The following is a 1,619-nucleotide window of genomic DNA, read 5'->3' on the forward strand; positions in this document are numbered from 1 at the left end:
AACGGTCGCGCCCGCTGCGCGGGTTCGCGACCGTTCCCCGCCGGGAGGGACTGCGTCCCTCCCTGCGAGTGCGGCGCGCTGCCGCATCGCCTTCGGCCGGAGACGGCCGGGGCGGCGTGCGCCCGCCCCCGGACGCACCTTCCGTCCGACACGTACGCTGCGTCCGTGGCGAGGGACGGCGCCGGTCCGGCATGCTCTCGCGCTTCACAGGGGCAGAGGGATCGCGCCCAAAACCCAAGGAGCAGTCAGATGGTCATGAAGGACGAGAAGCTGGAGACGATCTACCAGGACGTGCTGCGCCGCAACCCGGGCGAGGTGGAGTTCCACCAGGCAGCGCGGGAGGTCCTCGAGTCGGTCGGCCCGGTCCTGGCGAAGTACCCCGAGTTCCGCGAGCGCAAGATCATCGAGCGGATCATCGAGCCCGAGCGGCAGATCATCTTCCGCGTGCCGTGGCAGGACGACAAGGGCGAGGTCCACGTCAACCGCGGGTTCCGCGTCCAGTACAACAGCGCGCTCGGCCCGTACAAGGGCGGGCTCCGCTTCCACCCGTCGGTCTACCTCGGGATCATCAAGTTCCTGGGGTTCGAGCAGATCTTCAAGAACGCGCTCACCGGCCTGCCCATCGGCGGCGGCAAGGGCGGCTCGGACTTCGATCCGAAGGGCAAGTCGGACGACGAGATCATGCGCTTCTGCCAGAGCTTCATGACCGAGCTCTGGCGCTACATCGGCGAGCACACCGACGTCCCCGCCGGCGACATCGGCGTGGGCGGCCGCGAGATCGGCTACCTGTACGGGCAGTTCAAGCGGCTCACCTCGAGGTACGAGGCGGGCGTCCTCACCGGCAAGGGGCTCGACTACGGCGGCTCGCTCGTGCGCACTGAGGCGACGGGCTACGGCGCCACCTTCTTCGTCGAGGAGATGCTCAAGGTCCGCAAGGACTCGTTCGACGGCAAGCGCTGCGTCGTCTCCGGCTCCGGCAACGTCGCGATCTACACGGTCGAGAAGATCCACCAGCTCGGCGGCAAGGTCGTCGCCTGCTCCGACTCGAACGGCTACATCTTCGACGAGAAGGGCATCGACCTCGAGCTCGTGAAGCAGCTCAAGGAGCGCGAGCGCCGGCGCATCAAGGACTACGTCGAGTACCGCAAGCACGCGCGCTACGTGGACGGCGGCAACATCTGGGAGATCCCCTGCCAGGTGGCGATGCCGTCCGCGACGCAGAACGAGATCAACGGCAAGGACGCCGCCCTGCTCGTCAAGAACGGCTGCATCGCCGTCGGCGAGGGCGCGAACATGCCGACCACGCCGGAGGGCATCCAGGTGTTCCTCCAGGCCGGCATCGCCTACGGCCCGGGCAAGGCCGCGAACGCGGGCGGCGTCGCCACCTCCGCGCTCGAGATGCAGCAGAACGCGTCCCGCGACTCGTGGACCTTCGAGTACACGGAGAAGCGGCTCGCCAACATCATGAAGAACATCCACCAGACCTGCTTCGAGACGGCCGAGGAGTTCGGCGCCAAGGGCAACTACGTCGTCGGCGCGAACATCGCGGGCTTCATCAAGGTCGCGAAGGCGATGGTGGCGCACGGGTTGATTTGATGTGCGGGGGCCCGTCGCCGACC

The 1,619-nt window shown here is 67.8% G+C and carries 1 protein-coding gene; it reads left to right on the forward strand.

Annotated features, from left to right (window positions below):
- The first annotated feature begins 249 nt into the window (after positions 1-249).
- On the forward strand, positions 250-1,596 hold the full coding sequence (gdhA, locus tag MNY62_RS25485; protein WP_242347134.1) for an NADP-specific glutamate dehydrogenase: 1,347 nt from the start codon (positions 250-252) through the stop codon (positions 1,594-1,596).
- Positions 1,597-1,619: the final 23 nt, after the last annotated feature.

The organism is Anaeromyxobacter terrae (assembly GCF_022690685.1).
GTDB lineage: Bacteria > Myxococcota > Myxococcia > Myxococcales > Anaeromyxobacteraceae > Anaeromyxobacter > Anaeromyxobacter terrae.